The organism is Delftia sp. SD018 (assembly GCF_017355445.1).
GTDB classification, from domain to species: Bacteria; Pseudomonadota; Gammaproteobacteria; order Burkholderiales; family Burkholderiaceae_C; genus Comamonas; species Comamonas acidovorans.
The window spans coordinates 82,834-101,956 of the sequence record NZ_JADDRN010000017.1 but is presented as its reverse complement, the minus strand read 5'-3'; the positions used below and the strand labels follow the sequence as shown (position 1 = coordinate 101,956).

Genomic DNA, 19,123 nt, shown 5'->3' with positions numbered 1-19,123 from the left:
GACCATGTTCGAATCCATCCGCAAGCATTCCAAGTTCGTGATGATCTTGTTGTTCTTGCTGATCATTCCCTCGTTCATCTTCGTGGGTGTGAACCAGAACTACTTCACAGAGTCCAGCGTCATCGTCGCACGTGTCGATGGTCATGAGATCAAGCAGGCCGACTGGGAGAACGCGCACCGCATGGAGAGTGATCGCCTGCGCGCCGAGAACCCCAACATCGACCCCAAGCTGCTGGACTCGCCGCAGGCGCGCTACGCCACGCTGGAGAAGATGGTGCGTGACCAGGTGCTGGCCGCTGCCGTGCAGAAGATGCATCTGGCAGCGTCCGATGCCCAGCTGGTGCGCACGCTGCAGGAGATTCCCGCGATTGCCGCGCTCAAGAAGCCTGACGGCTCGATGGATGCCGAGGCCTATCGCGCCCTGGTCGGATCGCAGGGCCTGACGCCCGAAGGCTTCGAGGCCAACCTGCGCCGCGAGCTGTCCATGAACCAGGTGATGGGTGGCGTGACGGGTACGGCCTTTGCGACCGACACCCAGGTCAAGCAGGCCATCGATGCGCTGTACCAGCGCCGCGAAGTGCAGGTGGCCCGCTTTGAAGCCAGCGCCTACGCCAGCAAGGTCCAGCCCACCGAGGCTGACCTCAAGGCCTACTACGATGCCCACACCAGCCAGTTCCAGCAATCGGAGCAGGCCAAGGTGGAATACCTGCTGCTGGACGTTCCCAGCATCGAGGCCGGCATTACGCTGAGCGAAGACGATGTGCGTTCCTACTACAACCAGAACGCCGAGCGCCTGGCCGGCCCCGAAGAGCGCCGTGCCAGCCACATCCTGATCAATGCAAGCAAGGATGCGCCTGCTGCCGAGCAGGAAAAAGCCAAGGCCAAGGCCGAAGAACTGCTGGCCGAGCTGCGCAAGGACCCCAAGCGCTTCGCCGAACTGGCCAAGGCCAATTCGCAGGACGGTGGCTCCGCTGCATCGGGTGGCGATCTGGGCTACTTCGGCCGCGGTGCCATGGTCAAGCCCTTCGAGGACGCAGCCTTCGGCATGAAGGTGGGCGACATCAGCGACGTGGTGCACAGCGACTTCGGCTACCACATCATCTCGCTGGTGGACATCAAGAAGCCCAAGGCGCCGAGCTTCGAGCAGATGCGTCCCAAGCTGGAAGCCGAACTCAAGCAGCAGCAGGCCCAGCGCAAGTTCGCCGAACTGGCGGAAGGCTTCTCTAACGCGGTCTACGAGCAGTCGGACAGCCTGCAGCCCGTGGCCGAGAAGTTCAAGCTCACCGTGCAAAAGGCAGACCATGTGACGCGCCAGCCCGGCCCCAACGTCAAGGGCCCCCTGGCCAACCCCCGCTTCCTGGAAGCGCTGTTCTCCAGCGATTCGCTGAACAACAAACGCAACACCGATGCGGTGGAGCTGGGTTCCAGCCAACTGGTGGCCGGCCGCGTGGTGGAGTACACGCCTGCCCGCACGCTGCCCATGGCCGAGGTGGGCGACAAGCTGCGCACCCTGTACGTGGCGCAAAAGTCCGCCGAACTGGCCAAGGCCGATGGCGAGGCCAAGCTTGCAGCATGGAAGGCCAAGCCTGATGCGGCGCAACTGCCTGCCGCCAAGGTGATCAGCCGTGACCAGCCCGAAGGCCTGTCGCGCGAAGTGGTGGATGCCGCCCTGCGCGCACCGACCGCTCAGCTGCCTGCCTGGACGGGTGTCGACATGGGTGCCCAAGGCTATGCCGTGGTCAAGATCAACCGTATCGTCGAGCGCCCGGCCGATGATGCACAGGCTGCTGCCGCGCAGAAGCAGGACTTCCTGCGAAGCTCTGCGGTCGCAGAAGCTATGGCATACTACGAGCTTCTCAAGAAACAGCTCAAGGTGCAGATCAAGGTCCCGCGCCCCTGATGAGAGAAATTTCTAGCAAAACAGAAATTTCAGAAATCAAGCAGTTTTTTGGAATAGAATAGCGTTCTTCTACGGTGGCTGTAGCTCAGTTGGTAGAGTCCAGGATTGTGATTCCTGTTGTCGTGGGTTCGAGCCCCATCAGCCACCCCAAATAAAAAAATCCCCAGAGCAGAAATGCTCTGGGGATTTTTGCTTTGGGCGGCAGGGGGACTGGTTGTCCCCGAAAGCTCCAGGGACGGCGGGCAAGGTCCCTGCCGGCTGCGGCTGCATGGAGGATGGTGGCATCCTGCCCGTTGCCCGCGTCCCCGATGCGCCTTTGTTCCTGCCGCTCCCGATCCGTCGCGCAACGCCTGTTCCAAAGCATTTGTCTGCTGGTTTTTGGCATATAATCGAATGCTTCAACGGTGGCTGTAGCTCAGTTGGTAGAGTCCAGGATTGTGATTCCTGTTGTCGTGGGTTCGAGCCCCATCAGCCACCCCAAACAAGAAAATCCCCAGTGCAGAAATGCACTGGGGATTTTTGCTTTGGGCGAAAACTTTATCTTTCTCGGGCTGGAAGCGGGCGGGATATTCGCATGGCCAATCGCGCTGCGGCTGGATTGCGGCCGCTCATGCTGCCGTGGATTTTCAGGCGCTTGATGCGAGGCCTGCCTGCCTGACTTCGCGATCTGCCGTACCGCCACCGTGGCCATGCCCGTTGCGCGGGCCGTTCCGCCGAGCTTGCGTGCGCCGACGGCGGGCCGGGCTTGCTGGATGGGGTGTTGCGCTCTGCGCAGGTTTTTATAAGACAAGTCCTATATTTGTCCCATGACCTGTGTCAATAGGTGTTTTGCATTGCTATTGAATTACGATTGCAAACATCAATCAAGAGCAATGGCGCAGGACTTGCAGGCCTGTCGCATGGTCCCCCGCCAACGAGAAGCACGCTTGCATGAAAAATCCCGGTTACACGCGCAACGGCTGTCCAGGCGGCAGGTGGCAACGGCCCCGTGGCTTCACCCTCATCGAGATGATGGTTGTGGTGGCGCTGGTCGCGATTCTGGCCGCTCTGGCCGCTCCTTCCTTCATCGTCCAAATAGCCAACCAGCGCGTCAGCTCGGCTGCGCTCGAGTTGCAGTCGTTGCTGCAGCTGGCTCGCTCCGAAGCGGTCTACAAACGGGTGGAAAGCAGCTTCGTGGGCACGGGGCAGACATGGTCCGCCAAGTCGGGGGGGCAACTGGTGCGCGAGGCCCGGGTGCCTGATGCCGTGACCGTGTCGCCCTCCGGTGATTCTTCCCAGGGCGTCCTGTTCGAAACCACGGGGACCGCCAAGCAGTTCTCCGGCGCCAGCACGCTGTACACGCTGACCGTCACGGCTCGCCATGCCACGCGCATGCACTGCCTGAGAGTGACTCGCGCCGGGCTTGTGCGCCAGCAGCGGCTGCCTGCCGGCGGCAGTTGCTGATGCGCGTGCAACGGGTCTGCAACATGTCCATTCCTTTTTCTTCTCGCAGGCAACGCGGCGCAGGCCTTATCGAGGTACTCGTCGCCGTGCTGCTGGTGGCCGTGGGGCTGCTGGGCGCCGTGCGCATCCATGTGCGTGCCATTGAATACACCGTGGATACCGAGCGGCGCCAGATGGCATCCATGCTGGCTTCCGAACTGCTGGAGACCCTGCGGGGGGATACGGCCACGGTCCTGGACGCGAAGGGCGCGCCCGTGGCGGAACTGGGCGGCTACCAGAAGCTGGAGGGTGCGGCGATGCCCGCGGCCCCTGCGGCCTGCCAGCCTTTGCCGCAGCCGCGGGAGCAGCGCCTGGCCTGCTGGGGCGACCGGGCCCGCAAGCTGGTGCCCGATCTCACCGCGGACCGCATCGACAGCTCCTTCGCCGTGAGCGCCGATGCCGATGGCCTGGTGTCCGTGACGGTGGCCTGGCCGGTCAAGAAAGGCCAATGTCTGGATGGAAGCGACAATGAATTTTGCACATTCACGCTGCGGTCGCGGCTTTGAGCGCGGGCCGGGCGCACGGGCGTGCCGCGTGCGCATGCCGTCCCAGGCGGGCCTGTCCCTGGTGGAGATTCTGGTGGCGCTGGCCATCGGCCTGTTCCTCGTGCTGATTGCCACCACCATCTACATGCAGGGGCTGTCGAGCTTCGGTTTTCGCGTGGGGCAGAGCGAGAACCTCGGCAACAGCCGGCTGGCACTGGCCGTGCTGGACTCCGAGTTTTCCAAGGCAGGCTACAGGAGAGACCCTTCGCAGGCGATGTTCGACGCATTTCCTGCCGATTCCTCGCCCCATCCCAACGGCTGCCAGTTCGCCCAGGGGCAGGCGCTCTACGCGGCTGACACGCAGAGCATCTGCCTTCGCTTCCAGCCCCGGGACGCTGCGGAAACCGATTGTGCGGGCACGCCCGCGAACCTGGGAGCCGCCGGCCCCTATGACGCTCCGGCGCCTGCGACCGGCATGTTCGCGGAGAAATACACCGTTGAAAGTGGTGTGCTGGTGTGCCGGGCAGCGCAGGAGGTTGTGCCGCTCGCCGATGGCGTGCGGGCGGTGCATTTCGAGTTCGGCATCGATCGGCAGACAGCGCCCGGCGCGATACGCCGGGTCGATGCCTTCGCGGCCACGTTGCCCGGGCAGCAGGAAGCCATCCGTTCCCTGCGCCTTGCCCTCTTGCTGGAAAGCTCCGGCAAGGTGACGCAGGGCATGGCCTCCACCGTCTGCGAGCGTTGGGCGCAACTGGGCGGCGCCGCGGCCCGATGCGATGCGAATGCCGGCCCCCTGCTGCAACTGGCCACCGGCACGCTCACCCTGAGGAATCTGATGCCATGACCGCACCGATCGGAGCCCGGAGCCGCCGCTGCATGTCCTGTGTCCTGCGCGAGCGCCAGCGCGGCAATGCCTTGCTGGTGTCCATGATCATGCTGCTGCTGGTGTTGTTGCTGGCGGTGGTCGGCATGCGCGTGGCCACGCTGGAGGCGCGCATCGCTGCCAACATGGTGGATAGCCAGCGGCTGTATGAAACCGCGGATGGCACGCTGCGAGAAGGCGAGCGCAAGCTGCTGGAGCATGCCGTCGCACTCAAGCCCTGCAATGGCGCCGGCACTCCGGTGGCCGAGGGCAGCGGCATTCCCTGCTCGGTGTCCGATGTGCGTACGGACTCCATCGGGCTCGGCACGGATTTTCGGACGACCAAGGCCAAGGCGGCCGGGTTTCAGAAGCCCGATGGGTACTGGTATCCCCGATACATCACGACCGCCTGTCCCAAGTCGGGTAGTGCGACGTCCGCGCTGGATGCACCCGCCACCGGCTGCACGGACTTCTATGAGGTCAATGCCCAGGCCACCGAAAAGTCGCAGGCCCAGGCCTGCGGAGCGGATGCGCTGTGCCTGCGGTCCAGCGTCAACATGTTCATAAAGTAAGCAGGGGGAGGGAGCTTCAATGGCTCGCATTGCAAGTTGGAAAACCATGCATGGCCCGAGGGCGCGCCAGGGCCGGGCACTCGTGTGGCCGGCCCTGGCGCTGTGGACGTGCGCACTGGCACTGGCCAGTACGCCGGCGCATGCCCAGGGGGGCGCGGACACCGTGCTGTCCCAGATGCCTCTGTTCGTGAACCAGGCGCTGGCGCCCTTGAACATGCTGGTGATGGGGCGTGACCACAAGCTGTACTACGAGGCCTACAACGATGCCTCCGACCTCAACGGCGACGGTGTGATCGATGTCGGGTACAAGCCGGACCAGATCGACTACTACGGCTACTTCAACAACAACGTCTGCTACAGCTATTCCAAGGGTGTTTACGTGCCCTCGCAGGCAGCGACCGGAAGCAACAGGAAAAAGTGCTCGAACAACTGGAGTGGCGACTTCCTGAACTATCTGGGCACATCGCGCATGGACGCCATACGCCGCGTGCTCTATGGCGGCATGCGTGCGGAGGACACGGCTTCGCGCACCGTTTTGCAGACCGCCTACATTCCCAGGGATGCGCACAGCTGGGGCAAGGCCTATGACCCTGCGCGGGATCTCGGGGTCTACAGCATTTCGGACTATGCGCCGCTGCGCCAGCCGGCGTCCGGTACGCGCCATCTGTTTGCCGTCACCACGCTGGGGGAGGCCGCTGGCGTCATCACCCAGTTGCGCGTGCTCAATGACTCCTCGTTCCAGATCTGGGATTGGGTGTCCCAGGAGGGCTTTGCAGGGCAGAGCAACTGTGCAGGCGGCAATTCGTGCGCGCGAGGCACCAGCAGGATCACCGACTACAACCTGCTTGTGGAGGCCTGCTCCAGCAGCAATGTCCAGTTGCTCGAGGCCAGCTGCAAGGCCTATCCCAACGGCGGCAAGACCATCTACAAGCCCACGGGGCTGCTGCACGACTTCGGAGAGAACGGGAAGATGTACTTCGGCCTGCTCACAGGCTCGTACGAGAAAAACATCGCCGGCGGCGTGCTGCGCCGCAATATCAGCAATTTCGCAGAGGAAGTCGACCCTCAGACGGGCCAGTTCAGGACGGGTGTCAATGGCGTGGTCGCCAACATAGACCGCCAGCGCCTGATCGGCTACACCGGCGGCAAATACGTGGAATGCGGCTGGATCACGTCCGGCCCCATCAGTTCGCTGGACAAGCCTTCGAAGTGCGCCATGTGGGGCAATCCCATCAGCGAAATGATGTTCGAGACCATGCGCTATTTCGGCGGCGCGTCCCAGGCCCTCGGCATCTATGACTACGCCGGCGGCTCCTCCAAGGACGCGTCCCTGGGCCTGTCCAAGCCCGCCTGGGAAACGCCCTACAGGGCCAAGGCCGAAGGCGGGGGCGGCTACCAGTACTGCTCCCGTCCCGTCATGACGGTGCTCAGCGACATCAATCCCTCCTACGACGGCAAGCTGCCCGGCAGCCGCTACGCGAGCGTCAGTGCCAGCGCCCTCAATGGCTTCAATGTCTCTGACGAGGTGGCGGCCATCGGCTCGGCCGAGCGCATAGACGGGAAGAACTTCTTCATCGGCCAGTCAACGTCGGCCAATGCCGACCAGGCTCCTTCGGTCAAGACCATTGCTGACCTGTCCTGGGCGCGCGGCCTGTCTCCCGAGGAGCCCAGCAAGGAAGGCACCTACTATGCCGCCGGTGTGGCCCGTTTTGGCGCCAGGAATGCCATCTTCGGCAACAGCCAGGGCAAGAATGCGCTGAGGACCTACTCCGTGGCCATTGCGTCACCGCTGCCGGAAATACGCTTTCCGATCGGCGGCAAACGCTTTGTGACCATTGCGCCGTTTGCCAAGACCGTCTCCGGCAGTGCCGGCGGCAGCACCGTGAACAATGCGGTCTTCACGCCGACCAACCAGATCGTTGACTACTACGTGGTCAACATTGCCAACACGGGCAAGGCGGACATCGATGCCTCGGTCAATGGCGGGCGGCCCTATGCGGAGTTCCGCATCAACTACGAGGACGTGGAGCAGGGCGCCGACCATGACATGGACGCCATCGCGCGCTACACGGTCGCGCTGCAGGCCGATGGCAAGGTGAAGATCGACATGGTGTCCGAATACGCCGCTGGCGGCCTGGGACAGCACATGGGCTATGTGATCTCGGGCACCACCAAGGACGGCATGTACCTGGAGGTGCGTGACAAGGACACGGCCTCGGCCTACTACGCCTACAACACGCCACCCAATCGCGATCCGGGCTACTGCCGGGGCAGCATCTCGGGGCAGCAGCGCACGGAATGCACGAACCTGGGGCTCACGGCCACCCGCAGCTTCACTCCGGGCAATGCGACCGACGCGGGCAGCTTCCTGAAGGGGCCGCTGTGGTATGCCGCCAAGTACGGAGTGCCGGACCGCGACCCCTCCAAGATCACGGGAGATCCGGACAACTATTTTCTGGTGACCAATGCCGGCACGCTCAAGGACCAATTGACCAAGGCGTTCAACGACATCCTGCAGAGCATCAGTTCCGTGACGGCGGTCAGCGTGGACATGCCCACTGCGACACTGGGCGAAGGCGCCGACCTGTACCGGACCACGTTCGAGGTCCAGTACTGGAGCGGCGATGTCATCCGCGAGAAGCTCACCACCAGCGACAGAACGCTGGTCTGGAGCGCGGCGGAACTCCTGTCGGCGCGGTCCGCCGATGACCGCAAGATCTACTATCCCAGCAGGACCGGCAGTGCCGTGTCGCTGAGCCCTTTCACGTACTCCAGTCTCAGCGGGCAGCGCTCCGATGCGTCCTGGCTGGCCGTGCTCAACACGGACCCGGCCACGAACTCCGCCGATGGCCAGGCAAAAAAGCGCATCGAGTTCCTGCGCGGCGAGGTGCGCGATGACTTGCGCGTGCGCAAGCCCCTGGACAGCGGAAAGCCCAATGTGCTGGGCGATATCGTCAATTCCTCGCTGGTGCGGGTCAAGGGCGGCCTGTACCGCGCCTCCGCTGCGGACAAGCTGGAGGGCAGCACCACCTATGCCGCCTTTGCCGCGAAACAGGCTGCCAAGGAGATGCTGTATGTGGGCGCCAACGACGGCATGCTGCACGCCTTCGACGCGGCATCGGGCAAGGAGGAGTTCGCCTTCATTCCATCGGGCGTGAAGGATTCGCTCAATGTCCTGGCGTCCCGGTATGGCGCGGGCGGCGCTCCTCACCGCTACTTCGTGGACGGGACGCCCGTGGTCTCGGATGTCTACTTCGGCAACGCCTGGCACAGGGTGCTGGTCGGCAGCCTGGGCGCGGGCGGGCGGCAGGTCTTCGCGCTGGACGTCACGGACCCCACCTCCCCCCGGTTGCTGTGGGAGTTCGGGGTTGAACAGGACGAACGCATGGGTTACTCGATGCCCGCGCCTGTCGTTGCGCGGCTCAACGATGCCGGCCGGTCCAAGGGCAGGTGGGTGGTATTCCTGTCCAATGGCTACCAGGCTTCGAACAGCGCCTCCGGCGAGTCCAGCCTGTTTGTGCTGGATGTCTCCAGTGGCGAGGTCATCCGGCGCTTTGATTTCGCGGCAGGCATGACGGCCGCAGAGCTGAGCGCGCTGCCTGCGCCGAAAAACGGCCTGTCGCGCGCCGCCGTGGTGGACAACAACGGCGATGGCAAGGTGGACGTGGCCTATGCCGGTGATCTTGCGGGCAATGTATGGCGCGTGGACCTGGCCAGTGGTACCAGCGGCTCATGGAATGCGCAGCTGTTCTTTGTGGCACGCGAGTCCGAACGCAGCGGCGGCAAGCGGCTGTCCATCACCACCGCACCCTACGTGGTGCGGCACTCCAGCGGCAAGGGCGATGTGGTGGCCTTCGGCACGGGCCGCTTCATGACGGATGACGACAAGCTGGACATGCGCCGGCAATCGGTGTTCGGCGTCTGGGATCGCTACGGCACACCCGCCACGGCTGCGCCGCAGCCGCTGCCTACCGCCGGCAAGGGGCGCGGGGATCTGCAGGCCCAGCAGTTCACCCAGGTGAGCGGCTTTCCGGGCAAGTTTGCCCTGTCGGCCAATCCGGTCACCTGGTACAAGGACGCCACCAGCACCGCCGACTCCAATGTGCACAGCTGGGGCTGGTACGTCGATCTGCCGCGCGACGGCGAAAGACTGGTCTACGACATGAGCCTGTACGGGCGGGGGCTGGTGTTCACCTCCATCCGGCCGCCGCTGGGCGACCCCTGCTCCGCAGGCCTGGCCAGCACGATCTACGCCATCGATCCCGACACCGGGGGCAAGACCGACTATGTCGCCTTCGATGTGAACGGCGACGGCATCTTCAACGCCTCCGACAACCTGGCAGGCCAGCAGGTCAACGGCCGCGAGGTGGGGCCGGGCAAGCCCACCATCAGCGGCGCGAAGATCTTCGACTCCAGCGGAAAGCAAAGCGGGGCGGGAGACCCAGTCAAGACCGGGGGCGACGATATCAACAGCGGAGTGGACCGGGGGCGACAGAGCTGGCGCCGCCAGCCAGCGAACCCGTGACCGCCATCCCATCCACTACACACCCATCCACTACACACAGGGGCCTGCCGGCCCCGGCCGTCTGGCTGGCCCTGCGGGCCCCCAAGGAGAAATGCGTGCGCAGCAAGCTAAATGGATTCACGCTGATCGAGCTGATGATCACGGTGGCGGTGGTCGCCATTCTTTCGGCGATCGCCTACCCCTCCTACCAGGAATACGTGCTGCGATCGCGGCGCGTGGAGGCGCAAAGCCTGCTGGGCGAGGCCGCCGCCCGGCAGGAGCGCTGGCGGGCGCAGAACGGCGGCTACACAAGCTCCGTCGCCAACCTCAGACTGCCCTGGGGGGACAAGTCCGAGAACGGCCACTACACCCTGACGATGGCCACGACCGCCAATGACGGCGGCTACACGCTCAAGGCCACGCGCACCGGCCGCCAGGCATCGGACAGGCGCTGCGGCGACTACACCCTGAACGCCCTGGGTGTGAAGGGCATCTCGCCCTTGGGAACGGTGGGAGACTGCTGGCGCTGAGCGCCACCGGGGCCGGGGTCTCAGTCCTGCGCCTCATCCACAAATTCCACCATGGCCGCCGACACCTTGGGCAAGCGGTCTCGTACCCGTGCCGTGCTACCGCAGTCAGGTGCGTTGCGAATCCAGCTGCTCACCGTTCCTGGCCACTTCCTGCGCCTTGGAGTAGCTTTCGATCAGCAACTGGTAAGGCGGGAAGACTGCGCTGTAGGCCTGCGCCCACTGCAACGCGTCCTCACGGTTCCAGGTCTTTTGCACCTCCGAGCACACCGCCGCCGTGTCCATCGGCACGACACCAGCCTGCACGATGCGCGCCAGCGTGATCTCCTGCGCCATTTTCGAGTAGGTCCCCGAGGCGTCGATCACCGCGAAGACCTGGTAGCCCTCGTGCACTGCGGCGATGCTGGGGAAGGCCATGCAGACGCTGGTGATCGTCCCCGCGATGATGAGCTGCCTGCGCCCGGTGGCCTTGACGGCAGCGACGAACTCCGGGTTGTCCCAGGCGTTGATCTCGCCCTTGCGCGCAACGTACCGGGCATGCGGGGCGTACTGGTGGATCTCGGGGATCAAGGGGCCGTTCGGACCCTGCGGCACCGATGCGGTGGTGATGACCGGGATCTTCGCCAGTGTCGCTACCTTGGCGAGTGTGGTGGCATTGGCACGCACCTCGGTGAAGGGCATGTCCTTGATGGTCTGGAACAGGCCGCTTTGATGGTCGATCAGCAGCATTGCCACATTGTCGGGATCGATGACCGGGCGGGCGCCGTTGAAGTTGGCGATGGTTTGGGGTGTGCTCACGGTCTTCTCCTCAATTGCCCTGGGTGAGCATGGTGTGGCTCGTGATCAGGTTGCGGTAGTCGGGGATGTGGTTGGAAAACAGAGTGCCCAGCCCCTGCACGTCGTTGCGCCAGTCGCGGTGCAGTTCGCAGGCAGCGCCGAACCAGCTCATCAGTTGCACGCCGGCCTGCGACATGCGATTCCACGCCGCATCGCGGGTGATGGAGTTGAAGGTGCCGGAGGCGTCAGTGATCACGAAGACGTCGAAGCCTTCCTCGATGGCCGACAGTGCGGGAAAGGCCACGCACACCTCGGTCACCACGCCGGCGATGATGAGTTGCTTCTTGCCCGTGGCCTTCACGGCCTTGACGAAGTCCTCGTTGTCCCAGGCGTTGATGTTGCCGGGCCGGGCGATGTAGGGCGCCTGGGGAAACTGGCTCTTGAGCTCCGGCACCAGCGGTCCGTTGGGGCCGTTCTCGAAGCTGGTCGTCAGGATGGTGGGCAGCTTGAAATAGCTGGCGATGTCGGCCAGCGCCAGCACGTTGTTCTTGAACTTGTCCGGGTCGATGTCGCGTACAAGGGATAGCAGGCCGGTCTGGTGGTCTACCAGCAGTACGGCGGCGTTGTCCTTGTCCAGGCGGACGTAGGGCTTGGTCATGGTGAATCTCCTTGGGTCGCCGAGACAAAGGTCTTGGCTGACGGATAGAGAATAGGATTTGAACGATGAACGCGGTAGTCGTTAATATTTGCCATCAGAGTCCTATCTGAGGAACGATGAAGGCGGTGTGCAATGAAAGACCTGAACGACCTCTACTACTACGTGCAGGTGGTGGACCACGGCGGCTTTGCGCCCGCGGGCCGCGCGCTGGGGATGCCCAAATCCAAGCTGAGCCGGCGCATCGCGCAGCTTGAGGAGCGTCTCGGCACGCGCCTGATCCAGCGCTCCACGCGGCGATTTGCCGTCACCGAGACCGGCCAGACCTACTACGGCCACTGCAAGGCGATGCTGGTGGAGGCCGACGCCGCCGACGAGGCCATCGCGCTGACCCACGCCGAGCCGCGCGGCATCGTGCGCATGACCTGCCCGGTGGCGCTGCTCGATGCGCGCATCGCCGACATGCTGGCGGCCTTCATGGCCGCGTATCCGCGCGTGGAGATCCACCTCGAGGAAACCAACCGCCGCGTGGACGTGGTGGGCGAAGGAATCGACGTTGCCATCCGCGTGCGCCCGCCGCCGCTGGAGGACAGCGACCTGGTGATGCGCATGCTCGCCGAGCGCGGGCAATGCCTGGTGGCCTGCCCGCAGCTGTTGACAGGCGGCATCCCCCAGGTGCCCGCCGACCTGGCAGGCCTGCCGAGCATGGACCTGGGCCTGCCGCAGCACGAGCATGTGTGGCACCTGATCGGCCCGGACGGCACGCAGGCGGCCATCCGCCACCGGCCGCGCCTGGTCACGCGCGGCATGCTGGCGCTGCGCGCGGCGGCCTTGGCGGGGGTGGGCGTGGTGCAACTGCCCTCGATGATGGTGCGCGAGCAGATCGCGCGCGGTGAACTGGTCCACGTCATCCCGGGCTGGGCGCCACGGCGCGAGATCATCCATGCGGTGTTCGCCTCACGGCGCGGGCTGCTGCCGGCCGTGCGGGCGCTGCTGGATTTCCTGGCAGAGCGGTTTGAGGCGCTGGACGAAGACTGAGCTGCCGGCAAGCCGACTGGCTACCACCCGGAGCTCCATCTTCATCGCTGACAGATGAATGATCCGGCCGGGTACCTTGATGCCTTCCACCTCCGGAAGCTGCTTTTCCAGAGCGACCAGATTTTCAATCAATCGGGACCGTGCGATCACGCGGCCGTCGTGTTACATGTGCGCCGAGCGGACGCCAGGAGACAGCTCTTGTGCGCCATCGATCCTGCCCGTAGAGCACGGCAATGTCCCGGTGCTTGCCGTTAGTCAGGCACGTAGTCAGGCACGTCGAACCCACTCCGGACGGCATCACGTCAAGCGTGTATCGCGCCACCGGGGCGCCGTTGGACGACGTCGGAAGCTGGATGTACCTGAAGCCCGAGACCAGTGCGGGCCCTTGGACTTCTTTGGACGTATTGGGATTTCTTGGGATGCCAGGATGGCCTGCCCGGAGGGACTCGAACCCCCGACCTATTGCTTAGAAGGCAATTGCTCTATCCGGTTGAGCTACGGGCAGGTATGGCCGCTGACGGGCCAGCGCGGATCATACCCGCAATGGGCGGGCGCTCAGGGCTTGGCGGCGTGCCCTGGCGCCCTTGCCGTCATTCGGCGTCGTCTTCTTCCTCGAAAACCACCGAAGGAGGCGCCATCACGCGCGCCATGTCGGTCATCGTGGGCACCAGGCCGCGTGCAAGGTAGCTGTAGGGTGTGTCCGGCTCCAGCGCCGCAGCGGCAAGATTGGCCATGGGCTGGTTCATCGTCAGGTAGTAGCTGCCCACGGACGCTTCGACGGCGCCGCGCGTGAGCGCATAGGCGCCGCTGGCGGGCGTGGCCGAGCGGGCTTCGTTGTACGAGTCGGCCAGAAGCTGGCCGGGCTCGGCCACCTTGAGCACCTGCAGGCCCAGCAGCCGCAGCCTGTCCACGGCGGGCTGGGCGCTGGCGGACAGCCAATAGCCGCAGGAGCGCGGGCGCGACAGCGTGGTGCGCGGCTGCAGCGAAGCGTTCCAGTCCACGCGCACCTGCTGGTCGGCGCCCGTGTCCGGCTGGATCATGGTGAGGGTGCGCTGCTCGGGCGTCTGCTCGGCCAGTACGGCCAGTTGCTGGTGGCAGGCAAGGGAGGCGGTCTCGCGCGCCACGAAGGCCTGCACCTGGGTGAGGTCCTTGGCGCGCTCGGCGCTGGAATGCAGCATGCGTGTGGACGCGGTGACCAGGGTGTGCACGCGCCGCTGGATGTGGGCGCGGCCCAGGTCCGAGCCACGGCTGCTGACCAGGTAGCCCACCGAATTCTTGAGCCCGCTGACGTTGCGCAGCGAATCGGGCGCAAGGCTGCCCATGGAGATGGACTTGTCCTGCAGGTCCTGGCTGGTGGTGTAGTACCAGTCGCTGCTCAGCCCGGCTTGCGACAGCGCGGTGCGCAGCGGCGCCGTGTACCACTCGCGCGCAGCCTTGGTCACGAATTCATTCTGGTTGGCCGTGGCCGAGTACTGCAGCAGGGCGTCGTAGCGCTGTATGGCCTGGTACTTCTGCAGGAAGATGCTGGCGGCGGGGAACTCCTGCAGGTCCACCACGGCGACGGGGCGGTAGTCGCGTGCCAGGGTGGCCAGGGCCTTGGCCTCGGGCGTGTTCAGGAGCAGGTGGTCATGGGCGATGTCGGTGCCATCGGCTGCGTTGCGCGTGCCGGCTTCCACGGCGTCGGGGTTGGCGCGCGGCACGAGGATCACGTTGATCTGCTGCAGCAGCGGCTCCAGCAGGCCGCCGGGAGCGAGCTCGCGGGCGATGATGAGCAAGGCCTCCGTACCCGCAGGTTCGTCGCCGTGCTGGCCGGCCACGAGCATGACCGTGGGGCGGCGGCTGTCATAGAGCGCCGACGGCTGAATGCCGGGTGCGCGCGTGGCCACCAGGGCCTGGATGGGGCTGCCGCGCTGCGAGCTGCCGGGCTGCACGATACCCAGGCGCGTGTCGCGGCCCAGGGATTTGCTGGCCTGGCTGTTCAGCCAGGAAGACAGTTCGCTGGCCGTGGTGAACTGGTTGCGCTGCGGCGCCAGGCCCGGTGTGTCGTAGCGGGTGGCTGGATCGGGAAAGCGCGCAGCCACGGCCGCGTTGTAGGGCAGGGGGACCAGGTTGTTGGCCGGCGCGATGGGCTGCGTGGTCGCCTGGGGCTTGGAGGTGGTGGGCCATGGCGGCAGCGGGGTGCTGGCGCAGGCGGAAAGCAGGGCTGCGCACGCCAGGGCCGACCACCGCAACCTGTCCTGTGGCAGCTCCGAATCGGGGCGCTGGCTGGAGGGGGTGGCGTGTGGGGTCTGCAGTGTCATGGCGTGGCCTTGAGGAACCAGTCGGGGGAGTCTTTGAAATCCGGGAAAAGGGCGCGGCCTTCAATCGCCGCAGGCCGCAATGCTATCGGGATGATAGCCATGCAGGCTTGCGGCGCGCTGTCGGCTGAATGCGCAATCTGCGCCATGTGAAAAGGGCTGCAGCCCCGGAGAGATGCAGCCCATTTTTGCTGGCGGATTCCTCGGCTTGCCGCAGGGCATGCCAAGGAGCCGTGGTGCAGGTCAGCGACCGTAGCCGCCGCGCGAGGGGCCGCCACGGCCACCGCCGCCGAAGCCGCCACCACCGCCGCCGCCACCATTGCCGCCGCGGTTGAAGCCGCCACGGCGGCCGCGTTCGGCCATGGTGTCCACGCTGGTGCGCATCGGATCGGGCTGGCCGCCACCTGCGCTGCCACGGGGGCCGCTGCTGCGTGCATGGCCCAGCTGCGTGCCCAGGTGGGCATCAGCGCGCGGGGGTTGGTCATCGAAGCGACGGACACCGCCGCCGCCTTCGCCGTCAGGGCGCGGGCCGCGCCTGGGGGCGTTCTGGGGGGCTGCCTTGGGACGGTGGGCGGCGCCGGAGCCATTGCCCGGACCATCGAAGCGATCGCGGCGCGGCTTGTTGTTGGCGCTTGCACCGGCGTGGTTGCGGCCACGGCCCTGGCCGCCGGCGTTGCCTTCGGAGCGGCCTTCGTCCGAGCCGGCCTTGGGAGCCTGGCCACGGCCACCTGCGCGGCCGCCACGGTCGGGCTGGGTGGCCTTGGTGGTGCGGATGCGGTCCATCATTTCCTGGCGCGCAGCCTTGGCGGCGGCCTGCATGACGTCACGGCTGGGCGGCTTGCCTGCACCGCCCCAGATGGTCTGGCGGCCCATGGCGATGGGTTCGGCCACTTCGTCCTCTTCGGGGCCGAAGCCTTCGAGCACCTGCACAGGGATTTCCTGCTTGGTGAAGCGCTCGATGTCCATCATGAAGCCTTCTTCGTCCATGCAGACCAGGCTGACGGCGTGGCCTTCGCGACCGGCACGGCCCGTGCGGCCGATGCGGTGCACGTAGTCCTCGGACACGTTGGGGATCTCGTAGTTCACGACGTGCGGCAGCTCGTCGATATCGATGCCGCGTGCAGCGATGTCGGTGGCGACCAGGGCGCGCAGCTCGCCGGTCTTGAAGCCGGCCAGGGCCTGGGTGCGGGCGCTCTGGCTCTTGTTGCCGTGCAGCGCCATGGCGCTGATGTTGTTCTTGGTCAGGAATTCGGCAACGTTGTTGGCGCCGAACTTGGTGCGCGTGAACACCAGAACCTGGCTCCAGTTGTTCTCGTTGATGATGTGCAGCAGCACCTGCTTTTTCTTGCCGCGGCCCACGGGGTGGATCACCTGGGTGATGCGCTGCACGGTGGTGTTGCTGGGCGTGACCTGGATGGACTGCGGGTTGCGCAGCAGGCCGTTGGCCAGGTCGCGGATCTCGTCGCTGAAGGTGGCCGAGAACAGCAGGCTTTGCTTGTCCTTGGGCACCAGGGCCAGCACCTTCTTGACGTCATGGATGAAGCCCATGTCCAGCATGCGGTCGGCCTCGTCGAGCACCAGGACTTCGACGGTGGACAGGTCCATGAAGCCTTGTTGCTGCAGATCCAGCAGGCGGCCCGGCGTGGCGACCAGGATGTCCACGCCCTTCTTGATGCGGTCGATCTGGGGCTTCATGCCCACGCCGCCGAAGATGACGGTGGAGTTGATGTCCAGGTACTTGGCGTAGCTGCGCACCGATTCCTCGACCTGTGCGGCGAGTTCACGCGTGGGCGTCAGCACCAGGGCGCGGATGCCCTTGCCGCCGAACTTGTTGCGCGGCACCTGGCCTTGCGAGAGGCGGTGCAGCATGGGCAGGGTGAAGGCAGCGGTCTTGCCGGTGCCGGTCTGGGCACCTGCCAGCAGGTCGTGGCCGGCGAGCACCGCAGGGATGGCCTGTGCCTGGATGGGAGTCGGGTTCTCGTAACCCTCCTCAAGCACGGCCTTCAGAATGGCGGGAGCCAGATTCAGTTCTTCAAATGTCATGTGATCAAAGATGCGCCCGTCCGGGGCGCTGGGTATCTGCCTGTCGAGGCAACCAGGGCGGTTGCCGGACCAGTCGTAGGCGGATGTAGTTCAATGTCGGGAGCCTGGAAAACAGCGTCCATCGTCCCCAGCTGGAATGCTGATGTCACGGGCAACTGGAACCCGTGACGCAGGGTATTGTCGCATGCGCGGATAATCACGGCTGGCGTGCAACCGATTTGTTGCCCGGTTTTTGCAGAAATCAACGATTCAAGTACTCGGACCAGAATGGCTCAATACGTTTTCTCGATGAACCACCTCACCAAGACCGTGCCGCCCAAGCGGCAGATCTTGAAGGACATCTCTCTCAGCTTTTTCCCGGGCGCCAAGATCGGCGTGCTGGGTCTGAACGGCTCGGGCAAGTCCTCGCTGCTCAAGATCATGGCTGGGGTGGACAAGGAATTCGAAGGCGAGGCGCTGCCCATGCAGGGCCTGTCCATCGGCTACCTGCCGCAGGAGCCGCAGCTCAATGCGGAGCACACCGTGCGCCAGGCCGTGGAAGAGGCCATGGCCGAAGTCAACGCGGCCCGTTCGCGCCTTGATGAAATCTACGCCGCCTATGCCGAGCCCGATGCCGACTTCGACGCGCTGGCCGCCGAGCAAGGCGAGCTCGAAGCCAAGATCGCCGCTGCCGGCACCGACTCCGAGCACCAGCTGGAGATCGCTGCCGACGCCCTGCGCCTGCCGGCCTGGGATGCCGTGATCGGCAAGCTGTCCGGTGGCGAAAAGCGCCGCGTGGCCCTGTGCAAGCTGCTGCTGTCCAAGCCCGACATGCTGCTGCTTGACGAACCCACCAACCACTTGGACGCCGAGTCCGTGGAATGGCTGGAGCAATTCCTGCACCGCTTCACCGGCACCGTGGTGGCCATCACCCACGATCGCTACTTCCTGGACAACGCTGCCGAGTGGATTCTGGAACTGGACCGTGGCCACGGCATTCCCTACAAGGGCAACTATTCCGAATGGCTGTTCCAGAAGCAAAGCCGCCTGGAGTCCGAGCAAAAGGGCGAGGAAGCCCGCGCCAAGGCCCTGAAGAAGGAACTGGAGTGGGTTCGCCAGAACGCCAAGGGCCGCCAGACCAAGTCGAAGGCCCGTATCGCGCGCTTCGAGGAACTGAGCGATTTCGAATACCAAAAGCGCAACGAAACCCAGGAAATCTTCATTCCTGTGGCCGAGCGCCTGGGCACCCAGGTCATCGAGTTCAACAACGTCACCAAGAGCTTTGGCGACCGCGTGCTCATCGACAACCTGACCATGAACATCCCCGCTGGCGCCATCGTCGGCATCATCGGCCCCAACGGTGCCGGCAAGTCCACGCTGTTCAAGCTGATCGCGGGGCGCGAGCAGGCCGACTCCGGCGAAGTCATCGTGGGCCAGACGGTCAAGATGGCCTATGTGGAGCAGACGCGTGACGCGCTGGCCAACGACAAGACGGTGTGGGAAGACATCTCGGGCGGGCTGGACATCATCAACGTCGGCAAGTTCCAGATGGCGTCGCGCGCCTACGCAGGCCGCTTCAACTTCAACGGCCAGGACCAGCAAAAGAAGGTCGGCAACCTCTCCGGCGGCGAGCGCGGCCGTCTGCACCTTGCCAAGACGCTGATCCAGGGCGGCAACGTGCTGCTGCTGGACGAGCCCTCCAACGACCTGGACGTGGAAACCCTGCGCGCGCTGGAAGATGCGCTGCTGGAGTACGCGGGCACGGTGCTGGTGATCTCCCACGATCGCTGGTTCCTCGACCGTATCGCCACGCACATCCTGGCGGCCGAAGGCGATTCGCAATGGGTGTACTTCGATGGCAACTACCAGGAGTACGAAGCCGACAAGAAGAAGCGCCTGGGCGAAGAGGGTGCCAAGCCCAAGCGCATGCGCTACAAGGCACTGAAGTAAGCATCAAAGGCAAGCCTCAAAGCGCCTCCGGCACGGGCTGGAGCCTGTATTC

General features: G+C 65.0%; 14 protein-coding genes and 3 tRNA genes. 11 read left to right on the top strand and 6 right to left on the bottom strand.

The features are described from left to right. Positions 1-4 precede the first annotated feature (4 nt). From INR38_RS17750 to INR38_RS17710, 9 genes are all read left to right on the top strand, one after another. Positions 5-1,900 (top strand): SurA N-terminal domain-containing protein, encoded by a 1,896-nt coding sequence (locus INR38_RS17750; protein WP_013803122.1) that lies wholly within the window; start codon positions 5-7, stop codon positions 1,898-1,900. A gap of 74 nt (positions 1,901-1,974) precedes the next feature. After that, positions 1,975-2,050, top strand: a tRNA-His gene (locus tag INR38_RS17745). A gap of 254 nt (positions 2,051-2,304) precedes the next feature. After that, positions 2,305-2,380 (top strand) — tRNA-His (locus INR38_RS17740). A 450-nt stretch (positions 2,381-2,830) separates the two neighbouring features. Next, complete coding sequence (locus INR38_RS17735) at positions 2,831-3,343, top strand: GspH/FimT family pseudopilin (protein WP_013803121.1); 513 nt, start codon at positions 2,831-2,833, stop codon at positions 3,341-3,343. Positions 3,344-3,366: 23 nt separating this feature from the next. Then, positions 3,367-3,888: a type IV pilus modification protein PilV gene (gene pilV, locus INR38_RS17730; protein WP_228676794.1), complete on the top strand. Its 522-nt coding sequence runs from the start codon at positions 3,367-3,369 to the stop codon at positions 3,886-3,888. Next, positions 3,851-4,711 carry a prepilin-type N-terminal cleavage/methylation domain-containing protein gene (locus tag INR38_RS17725; protein WP_242699100.1) on the top strand — a complete coding sequence of 287 codons (861 nt, stop codon included), beginning with the start codon at positions 3,851-3,853 and terminating at the stop codon, positions 4,709-4,711. Before pilV ends, INR38_RS17725 begins: the two co-directional genes overlap by 38 nt. Continuing rightward, entirely contained in the window at positions 4,708-5,301 is a 594-nt protein-coding gene (locus INR38_RS17720) for a PilX N-terminal domain-containing pilus assembly protein (RefSeq protein WP_207444436.1), read from the top strand. The genes INR38_RS17725 and INR38_RS17720 overlap by 4 nt, the downstream gene beginning before the upstream one ends. Before the next feature lie 19 nt (positions 5,302-5,320). Beyond that, complete coding sequence (locus INR38_RS17715) at positions 5,321-9,826, top strand: PilC/PilY family type IV pilus protein (RefSeq protein ID WP_207444435.1); 4,506 nt, start codon at positions 5,321-5,323, stop codon at positions 9,824-9,826. 95 nt (positions 9,827-9,921) lie between these two features. Then, complete coding sequence (locus INR38_RS17710; protein ID WP_197945244.1) at positions 9,922-10,335, top strand: type IV pilin protein; 414 nt, start codon at positions 9,922-9,924, stop codon at positions 10,333-10,335. A 105-nt stretch (positions 10,336-10,440) separates the two neighbouring features. Here INR38_RS17710 and INR38_RS17705 read toward each other — a convergent pair whose 3' ends face one another. Beyond that, positions 10,441-11,130 (bottom strand): hydrolase, encoded by a 690-nt coding sequence (locus INR38_RS17705; protein WP_013803115.1) that lies wholly within the window; start codon positions 11,128-11,130, stop codon positions 10,441-10,443. A 10-nt stretch (positions 11,131-11,140) separates the two neighbouring features. Continuing rightward, a complete protein-coding gene (gene ycaC, locus INR38_RS17700; RefSeq protein ID WP_043823485.1) occupies positions 11,141-11,767 on the bottom strand; it encodes an isochorismate family cysteine hydrolase YcaC in 627 nt (208 codons plus the stop codon). A 132-nt stretch (positions 11,768-11,899) separates the two neighbouring features. On the opposite strand from ycaC, the gene INR38_RS17695 reads away from it, so the two are divergent. Then, positions 11,900-12,802, top strand: a complete 903-nt coding sequence (locus INR38_RS17695; protein WP_016445413.1) for a LysR family transcriptional regulator — start codon at positions 11,900-11,902, stop codon at positions 12,800-12,802. Positions 12,803-13,230: 428 nt separating this feature from the next. Here INR38_RS17695 and INR38_RS17690 read toward each other — a convergent pair. The 4 genes from INR38_RS17690 to INR38_RS17675 all read right to left on the bottom strand — a co-directional run bounded on the left by INR38_RS17690 (position 13,231) and on the right by INR38_RS17675 (position 17,142). Further along, positions 13,231-13,307 (bottom strand) — tRNA-Arg (locus INR38_RS17690). Positions 13,308-13,392: 85 nt separating this feature from the next. After that, the gene (locus tag INR38_RS17685) at positions 13,393-15,102 is read right to left on the bottom strand and encodes a M14 family metallocarboxypeptidase (protein WP_207475982.1); all 1,710 of its coding nucleotides are present in this window, start codon (positions 15,100-15,102) and stop codon (positions 13,393-13,395) included. Continuing rightward, on the bottom strand, positions 15,099-15,248 hold the full coding sequence (locus tag INR38_RS17680) for a hypothetical protein (protein ID WP_156517002.1): 150 nt from the start codon (positions 15,246-15,248) through the stop codon (positions 15,099-15,101). The genes INR38_RS17685 and INR38_RS17680 overlap by 4 nt, the downstream gene beginning before the upstream one ends. A 94-nt stretch (positions 15,249-15,342) precedes the next feature. Then, entirely contained in the window at positions 15,343-17,142 is a 1,800-nt protein-coding gene (locus INR38_RS17675; protein ID WP_063326567.1) for a DEAD/DEAH box helicase, read from the bottom strand. Between the two features lie 267 nt (positions 17,143-17,409). Here INR38_RS17675 and ettA point away from each other — a divergent pair, with 267 nt between their 5' ends. Next, positions 17,410-19,071: an energy-dependent translational throttle protein EttA gene (gene ettA, locus INR38_RS17670; RefSeq protein WP_013803101.1), complete on the top strand. Its 1,662-nt coding sequence runs from the start codon at positions 17,410-17,412 to the stop codon at positions 19,069-19,071. The last annotated feature ends 52 nt before the right edge of the window (positions 19,072-19,123 follow it).

What these genes read in the sequence shown, in the direction of transcription:
- INR38_RS17750 (WP_013803122.1), top strand. Translation starts at nt 5, where the DNA reads ATGTTCGAATCCATCCGCAAGCATTCCAAGTTCGTGATGATCTTGTTG.
- INR38_RS17735 (WP_013803121.1), top strand. Translation starts at nt 2,831, where the DNA reads ATGAAAAATCCCGGTTACACGCGCAACGGCTGTCCAGGCGGCAGGTGG.
- pilV (WP_228676794.1), top strand. Translation starts at nt 3,367, where the DNA reads ATGTCCATTCCTTTTTCTTCTCGCAGGCAACGCGGCGCAGGCCTTATC.
- INR38_RS17725 (WP_242699100.1), top strand. Translation starts at nt 3,851, where the DNA reads ATGAATTTTGCACATTCACGCTGCGGTCGCGGCTTTGAGCGCGGGCCG.
- INR38_RS17720 (WP_207444436.1), top strand. Translation starts at nt 4,708, where the DNA reads ATGACCGCACCGATCGGAGCCCGGAGCCGCCGCTGCATGTCCTGTGTC.
- INR38_RS17715 (WP_207444435.1), top strand. Translation starts at nt 5,321, where the DNA reads ATGGCTCGCATTGCAAGTTGGAAAACCATGCATGGCCCGAGGGCGCGC.
- ycaC (WP_043823485.1), bottom strand. Translation starts at nt 11,767, where the DNA reads ATGACCAAGCCCTACGTCCGCCTGGACAAGGACAACGCCGCCGTACTG.
- INR38_RS17695 (WP_016445413.1), top strand. Translation starts at nt 11,900, where the DNA reads ATGAAAGACCTGAACGACCTCTACTACTACGTGCAGGTGGTGGACCAC.
- INR38_RS17685 (WP_207475982.1), bottom strand. Translation starts at nt 15,102, where the DNA reads ATGACACTGCAGACCCCACACGCCACCCCCTCCAGCCAGCGCCCCGAT.
- INR38_RS17680 (WP_156517002.1), bottom strand. Translation starts at nt 15,248, where the DNA reads ATGGCGCAGATTGCGCATTCAGCCGACAGCGCGCCGCAAGCCTGCATG.
- INR38_RS17675 (WP_063326567.1), bottom strand. Translation starts at nt 17,142, where the DNA reads ATGACATTTGAAGAACTGAATCTGGCTCCCGCCATTCTGAAGGCCGTG.
- ettA (WP_013803101.1), top strand. Translation starts at nt 17,410, where the DNA reads ATGGCTCAATACGTTTTCTCGATGAACCACCTCACCAAGACCGTGCCG.